At 62.9% G+C, this 6,154-nt stretch carries 5 protein-coding genes and 1 pseudogene; 5 read left to right on the top strand and 1 reads right to left on the bottom strand.

Annotation, left to right across the window (positions count from 1 at the left end; translation table 11 throughout):
• A pseudogene (locus EN969_RS12930) lies at positions 1–171 on the top strand (molybdopterin molybdenumtransferase MoeA); the annotation flags it as partial.
• Between the two features lie 48 nt (positions 172–219).
• On the opposite strand, the gene EN969_RS12925 reads toward EN969_RS12930, so the two are convergent.
• Positions 220–1,050: an alpha/beta hydrolase gene (locus EN969_RS12925; protein WP_063167975.1), complete on the bottom strand. Its 831-nt coding sequence runs from the start codon at positions 1,048–1,050 to the stop codon at positions 220–222.
• A gap of 313 nt (positions 1,051–1,363) precedes the next feature.
• On the opposite strand from EN969_RS12925, the gene EN969_RS12920 reads away from it, so the two are divergent.
• The 4 genes from EN969_RS12920 to lexA form a co-directional block, all read left to right on the top strand.
• Entirely contained in the window at positions 1,364–2,989 is a 1,626-nt protein-coding gene (locus tag EN969_RS12920; protein WP_063167974.1) for an AMP-binding protein, read from the top strand.
• Positions 2,986–3,822: a tryptophan 2,3-dioxygenase gene (gene kynA / locus EN969_RS12915; RefSeq protein ID WP_013531744.1), complete on the top strand. Its 837-nt coding sequence runs from the start codon at positions 2,986–2,988 to the stop codon at positions 3,820–3,822. The genes EN969_RS12920 and kynA overlap by 4 nt, the downstream gene beginning before the upstream one ends.
• A gap of 78 nt (positions 3,823–3,900) precedes the next feature.
• Complete coding sequence (gene kynU, locus EN969_RS12910) at positions 3,901–5,148, top strand: kynureninase (protein ID WP_024503342.1); 1,248 nt, start codon at positions 3,901–3,903, stop codon at positions 5,146–5,148.
• A gap of 410 nt (positions 5,149–5,558) precedes the next feature.
• Positions 5,559–6,154: transcriptional repressor LexA (gene lexA, locus EN969_RS12905; RefSeq protein ID WP_127419159.1), on the top strand; the 596-nt coding region annotated here is incomplete at its 3' end.

The raw sequence follows: 6,154 nt of genomic DNA, 5'->3' as shown, positions 1-6,154 counted from the left end.
GTCCGAGCCGTGGTCAGGGAAGATGACGGCGCGCTGGTGGCGACGCCGTTCGGCATTCAGGATTCCTCGATGCTGAGAATGCTGGCCGACGCCAACGGGCTGATCGTGCGGGCGCCGTTTGCCCCTGCAGCAGCCGCGGGCGAGGCTTGCAGCGTTTTGATGCTGCGCTGAGGAATTCCAGGCAAGCCGTTCATAACAGACGAGAAAGTGATCTCGGCTCTAGCTCGAGATCAAGCTCTGTGTCAGCGGATGCGCCGGATCGGCAAGGCCGTCGACAATGTCGTAGTGATGCCGGTCGGGCTCGACCACGGTGCTGGTGGTGGCGCCAAGGCCGGTCCAGATGTTGGCAAGCAACGCATTCTGGCGCAGGAACTCGGCGCGCTCACCGCCGCCGGCCCAGCAGGTGATGCGGGCGCCATCCATCGGGCGCAGCAGGGCTGGGCTTTCAGCCAGCGCCTCCTCTTCGTCGATTGCCAGGTCCTTGTTCATGCCGGTGCGCATGAGCGGACGCAAATCGTGTAGACCTGAAATCGAAACGACATGGCGTATGCGCCGCGCCACATCCGGCGCCAGAGGCGTGGTTGTCGTCACCATCCGGGTGGCGAGATGGCCGCCGGCCGAATGTCCGGTCAGCATCAGCGGTCCGTCAACCATTGCCGCTGCCTTGCCAATCGCCGCCCCGACCTCCCGGACGATGCCTGCGATGCGTATGTCCGGGCACAGCGTGTAGGAGGGCATCGCAACGGCGAAGCCGCTGCCGACCGCGCCATTGGCGAGATGCGACCACAAGCTCTTGTCGGTCTCCAGCCAGTAACCACCATGGATAATCACCACCAGTCCTTTGGGCGCGGCCTTGGGAAGGAAAAGATCGAGCCGATTGCGCGGCCTGTCGCCGTAGGCGATGTCGAGCCGTGCCCGGCTCTCTGCCGAGAGCGCATCGCGGAATGCTGCCGCTGGCTCGGACCAGGCGGCTGGCCAACGGTCGCTGCCGGCAATGTTCGCGCCGTTGGCATAGGCATCATCCCAATCGACGATGTGACGTTCGAACATCTGCGCCCTCCCCCAAAACGGCATCGCTGTTGCGCTAGCAATGGCCAGCGCCACGCCATGCGTCAATGCTCCAGGGCAAAAACATTTTAGGCTTGAAACAAATTTCGACTGGTGCGATCCTGCCCGCACGAACAGCCGACAATGGGAGGTCTGCTGTGCTGCCCTCACCTGCAGATGTTCACCCTTTCGGCGCGCATCTCCGAGCAGGCGTGATGGGCAGCACGAAGCCTCCTCAGAGCAGGACCTTAGGATCCACCACATCCAGCCAAGGCGCATTGCGCACTGGCCAGGCAGCAGACGGGAGAGCGGCGACATGCTTGGGCCTTCAGCGCATATCGACACGTTCACGCGCGATCACCTGCCGCCGCCGGAGCAATGGCCCGATATACTGCTCGACGGCTTCGACTATCCCGAACGCCTCAACGCCGGTGTCGAACTGACCGACCGGCTGGTCGAGAAGGGCCTCGGCGACCGCACAGCCCTGATCGGCAATGGCCGCCGCCGCACCTACAAGGAACTGTCCGACTGGACGAACAGGCTCGCCCACGCGCTGGTCGAGAATTATGGCGTCGAGCCCGGCAACCGGGTGCTGATCCGCTCGGCCAACAACCCCGCCATGGTCGCCTGCTGGCTGGCTGCCACCAAGGTCGGCGCCGTGGTCGTCAACACCATGCCTATGCTGCGCGCCGGCGAACTGGCCAAGATCGTCGACAAGGCGGAAATCACCGTCGCGCTCTGCGACACCAGGCTGATGGACGAGATGACCGCCTGCGCCAAGGACAGCACCTTCCTCAAACAGGTCATAGGCTTCGACGGCACCGCCAACCATGATGCCGAGCTCGATCGTGCCGCTCTCGACAAGCCGGTGACATTCACCGCCGTCAACACCGGCCGCGACGATGTCGCGCTGCTCGGCTTCACCTCGGGCACGACAGGCGTGCCGAAGGCGACGATGCATTTCCACCGCGACCTCCTGATCATCGCCGACGCCTATGCCCGCGAAATCCTGGAGGTGACGCCGGACGACATCTTCGTCGGCTCGCCGCCGCTGGCTTTCACTTTCGGCCTTGGCGGGCTCGCTATCTTTCCCCTGCGCTTCGGTGCGGCGGCGACGCTGCTGGAGCAGGCGACGCCACCCAACATGATCCACATCATCGAGACCTACAAAGCCACGATCTCCTTCACCGCGCCGACTGCCTACCGCGCCATGCTGAAGGCCATGGATGAAGGTGCCGATTTGTCTTCGCTGCGGGTTGCCGTTTCAGCCGGCGAAACCTTGCCCGCTCCGGTTTTCGAAGAGTGGACGCAAAAGACCGGCAAGCCGATCCTCGACGGCATCGGCGCCACCGAAATGCTGCACATCTTCATCTCCAACCGCTTTGGCGACATGAAGCCCGCGTCGACCGGCAAGCCGGTCGGCGGCTACGAGGCGCGCATCGTCGACGACGAGATGCGCGAAGTACCGCGCGGCGCGACCGGCAGGCTGGCGGTGCGCGGCCCGACCGGCTGCCGCTACATGGCCGATATCAGGCAGAAGGACTACGTGCGCGACGGCTGGAACATCACCGGCGACACCTTCACGCAGGACGAGGACGGCTTCTTCCATTTCGCCGCGCGCTCCGACGATATGATCGTCAGCGCCGGCTACAACATTGCCGGCCCCGAGGTCGAGGCCGCACTTCTGTCACATCCCGACGTCGCCGAATGCGCGGTGATCGGCGCCGAGGACGCCGAGCGCGGCCAGATCGTCGAGGCGCATGTCGTGCTGGTGCAGGGCGTGGCGCCTGACGCATTGACGACCAAGCGCCTGCAGGACCATGTCAAGGCGACGATCGCGCCCTACAAATACCCGCGATCGGTGAAATTCATTGCTGCTTTGCCCAAGACCCAGACCGGCAAGATCCAGCGCTTCCGGCTGCGCACGGAGAAAGTCAATTGAGCGAGCCCTACGATCCGGCGTCCGAAGGCGCACAGATGTCGTTCAACGAGCGCATGTCGTACAGCGACTATCTGCACCTGGAGAAAGTGCTGGAGGCGCAGACACCGCTCTCGTCGGCGCATGACGAGATGCTGTTCATCATCCAGCACCAGACCTCGGAACTGTGGATGAAGCTCGCTTTGCACGAGATTGGCGCCGCGATCCGCTCGATCCGCGCCGACCGGCTTGAGCCGAGCTTCAAGATGCTGTCGCGAGTCGCGCGCATCTTCGAGCAGCTGAACAATGCCTGGGATGTGCTGCGGACGATGACGCCCAGCGAATACACCGAGTTTCGCGACGCGCTCGGCCAGTCCTCGGGTTTCCAGTCCTGGCAGTATCGCGCCATCGAGTTCATGGCCGGCAACCGCAACCTGGCCATGCTCGGCCCTCACAAGCATCGGCCTGACCTCAGCGGAAAGCTGGAAGCCATTCTGGCCGAGCCGTCGCTCTATGACGAAGCGCTGCTGCTTTTGGCGCGCAACGGATTCGACATCGGTGCCGATGCCAGGCGCACGGACTGGCGTGAGACGCGAACCGAGAATGAAGAGGTCCTGGTCGCCTGGCAGACTATCTACCGCGATCCGCAGCGCTACTGGATGTTCTACGAACTGGCCGAGAAGCTGGTCGACTTCGAGGATTATTTCCGCCGCTGGCGCTTCAACCACGTCACCACGGTGGAGCGCATCATCGGTCTGAAGCGCGGCACCGGCGGCACGTCGGGCGCTTCGTATCTGAAGAAAATGCTCGAGGTCGTGCTGTTTCCGGAGCTGTGGACGGTCCGCACCCGGCTCTGACATCATCGAAATGAGAACAGGCTCACCGAAGGGACGCTCTGTGGCGGAAACCCCTTCGCGAACAACCGGGGACTGACCATGAGTGGAATTCCTGATCTCGCCGCAGTCGAAGCGATGGATGCCACGGATCCGCTGCGGGCCATGCGCGACCGTTTCATTCTGCCGGAGGGGGTGATCTATCTCGACGGCAATTCACTGGGGGCAGCATCTCATGCCGTTTTCGGCGAGCTGCAGCAGGCGGCGACGCAGGAATGGGCCCGAGATCTTATCCGAGCCTGGAACACGGCCGGATGGTTCGAGATGCCGATCGAACTCGGCGACCAACTCGGACGCCTGATAGGAGCCGCGGCCGGCCAGACCGTTGTCTGCGACACGACATCGACCAACATCTACAAGGTGCTGCACGCAGCGATGGAGATGCGGCCCGGCCGGTCAGCCATCGTCGCCGAAGGTGACAGTTTTCCCACCGACCTGTACATCGCCGAAGGCGTGGCCTCGACCCGGGATGGCGTCCTGCTGCGCCTCGCGGGCGTCGACGCGCCGACCATCGAAGATCTGATCGACGAAAACGTCGCGGTGGTGCTGGTCAACCACGTCAATTACAAATCGGGTGAACTGCGCGACATGGCGGCGCTGACGCGCAGGGCTCATACGGCCGGAGCGCTGATCGTCTGGGATCTCTGCCACACCGCCGGCGCCCTGCCCGTCGAGCTCGATCAGGCAAATGCCGATTTCGCTGTCGGCTGCACGTACAAGTACCTCAACGGCGGTCCGGGCGCGCCGGCCTTCATCTATGCCGCGCAGCGCCACCACGGCGATATCAGCCAGCCGCTCAGCGGCTGGTGGGGCCATGCGCGGCCCTTTGCCTTCGAACGGGGTTATGTTGCCGGCACCGGCATCCGCCGTTTTCTGTGCGGTACGCAACCGGTCCTGTCGATGCGGGCGCTCAAAGGCGCGCTTGCCATCTGGAGCGACGTCGACATGGCGGCATTGCGAAAGAAGAGCGTCGCGCAGACAGAACTGTTCATCCAGCTCGTCGAAGCCAAGTGCGGCGCCTACGGTCTCACGCTGGAGACCACCCGCGACGCGACCAGGCGCGGCAGCCAGGTGTCGTTCCTTCACGACCACGGCTATCAAATCATGCGGGCGCTGATCGAGCGCGGGGTGATCGGTGACTTCCGCGCACCGTCGACCATCCGTTTCGGCTTCACGCCGCTCTATGTCAGCTACAAGGATGTGTGGCTGGCGGTTGAGGTTCTGGAAGACATTCTGCGCACGGGAGCATGGAAGGACCAGCGTTTCGCCGTCAAGGAAGCCGTTACCTGACGCACCGATCCCGGCGATCCGCCGTCGCTGCCCTCACTGCCTGGCAAATGACGGAGAGCTGAATTTCCAGCCAAAATGCCCAACTGACGTTGGCGTTTTGGCTCCGTTTCGTTCACGGCCAACGAACGTCCCGAAGGTTGCAATCGCCCCTTGTCGAGGTCGATCGACAGATAATGCCAAGCTTTGGTAGGGGATAAGCCACAGGTCATTAACCATAACAATTTCAATGTGAGCAGGCGCATTGCCGAAGGTGGCGCCCGTCGATCGTAACCCGCTGGCAAGCGCCAAATAATTTCAGCAGCCTTAACAAATTCATTAAACTTTAAACGGTTGCAGAACACAACTGGAACAGATAGTGTTTGTTCTGGGTTTGTTTTTCGATTCTGGTTTCAGGGAACCTGGGGGCCGCCATGCTGACACGCAAGCAACATGAACTGCTGATGTTCATCCATGAACGCCTGAAGGAGAGCGGCATTCCGCCATCCTTCGACGAGATGAAGGAGGCGCTCGACCTTGCCTCCAAATCCGGGATTCATCGGCTGATCACGGCCCTTGAGGAGCGCGGCTTTATCCGCCGGCTGCCCAATCGGGCCCGCGCGCTGGAAGTGCTGCGGCTGCCGGACTCCATCGCGCCAGGCCTCAATGCGGCAAAGAAGTTTTCGCCAAGCGTCATCCAGGGCAGTCTTGGTCAGGGTGGTGCTCTTGGCCGGCAGATCAAGCCGGCGCCTTCGCGGATGCCTTCGCCCGGCAATGACGACGATGCGGTCTCTGCCGTTTCGATCCCGGTCATGGGTCGCATCGCCGCCGGCGTGCCGATCGATGCCATCCAGCATCAGACGCATTCGATTTCGGTGCCGCCGGACATGATCATGGGCGGCGCGCACTATGCGCTGGAGGTCAAGGGCGATTCGATGATCGAGGCCGGCATCTTCGACGGCGACACCGTTATCATCCGTAACGCCGACACGGCCAGCCCCGGCGAGATCATCGTGGCGCTGGTCGATGA

Origin of the sequence: Mesorhizobium sp. M7A.F.Ca.CA.003.01.2.1, assembly GCF_003998945.1 — a bacterium.
In the GTDB taxonomy this organism is placed as follows: domain Bacteria; phylum Pseudomonadota; class Alphaproteobacteria; order Rhizobiales; family Rhizobiaceae; genus Mesorhizobium; species Mesorhizobium ciceri.
The sequence above is the reverse complement of the archived record's forward strand: the minus strand, read 5'-3'. Positions and strand labels throughout refer to the sequence as shown.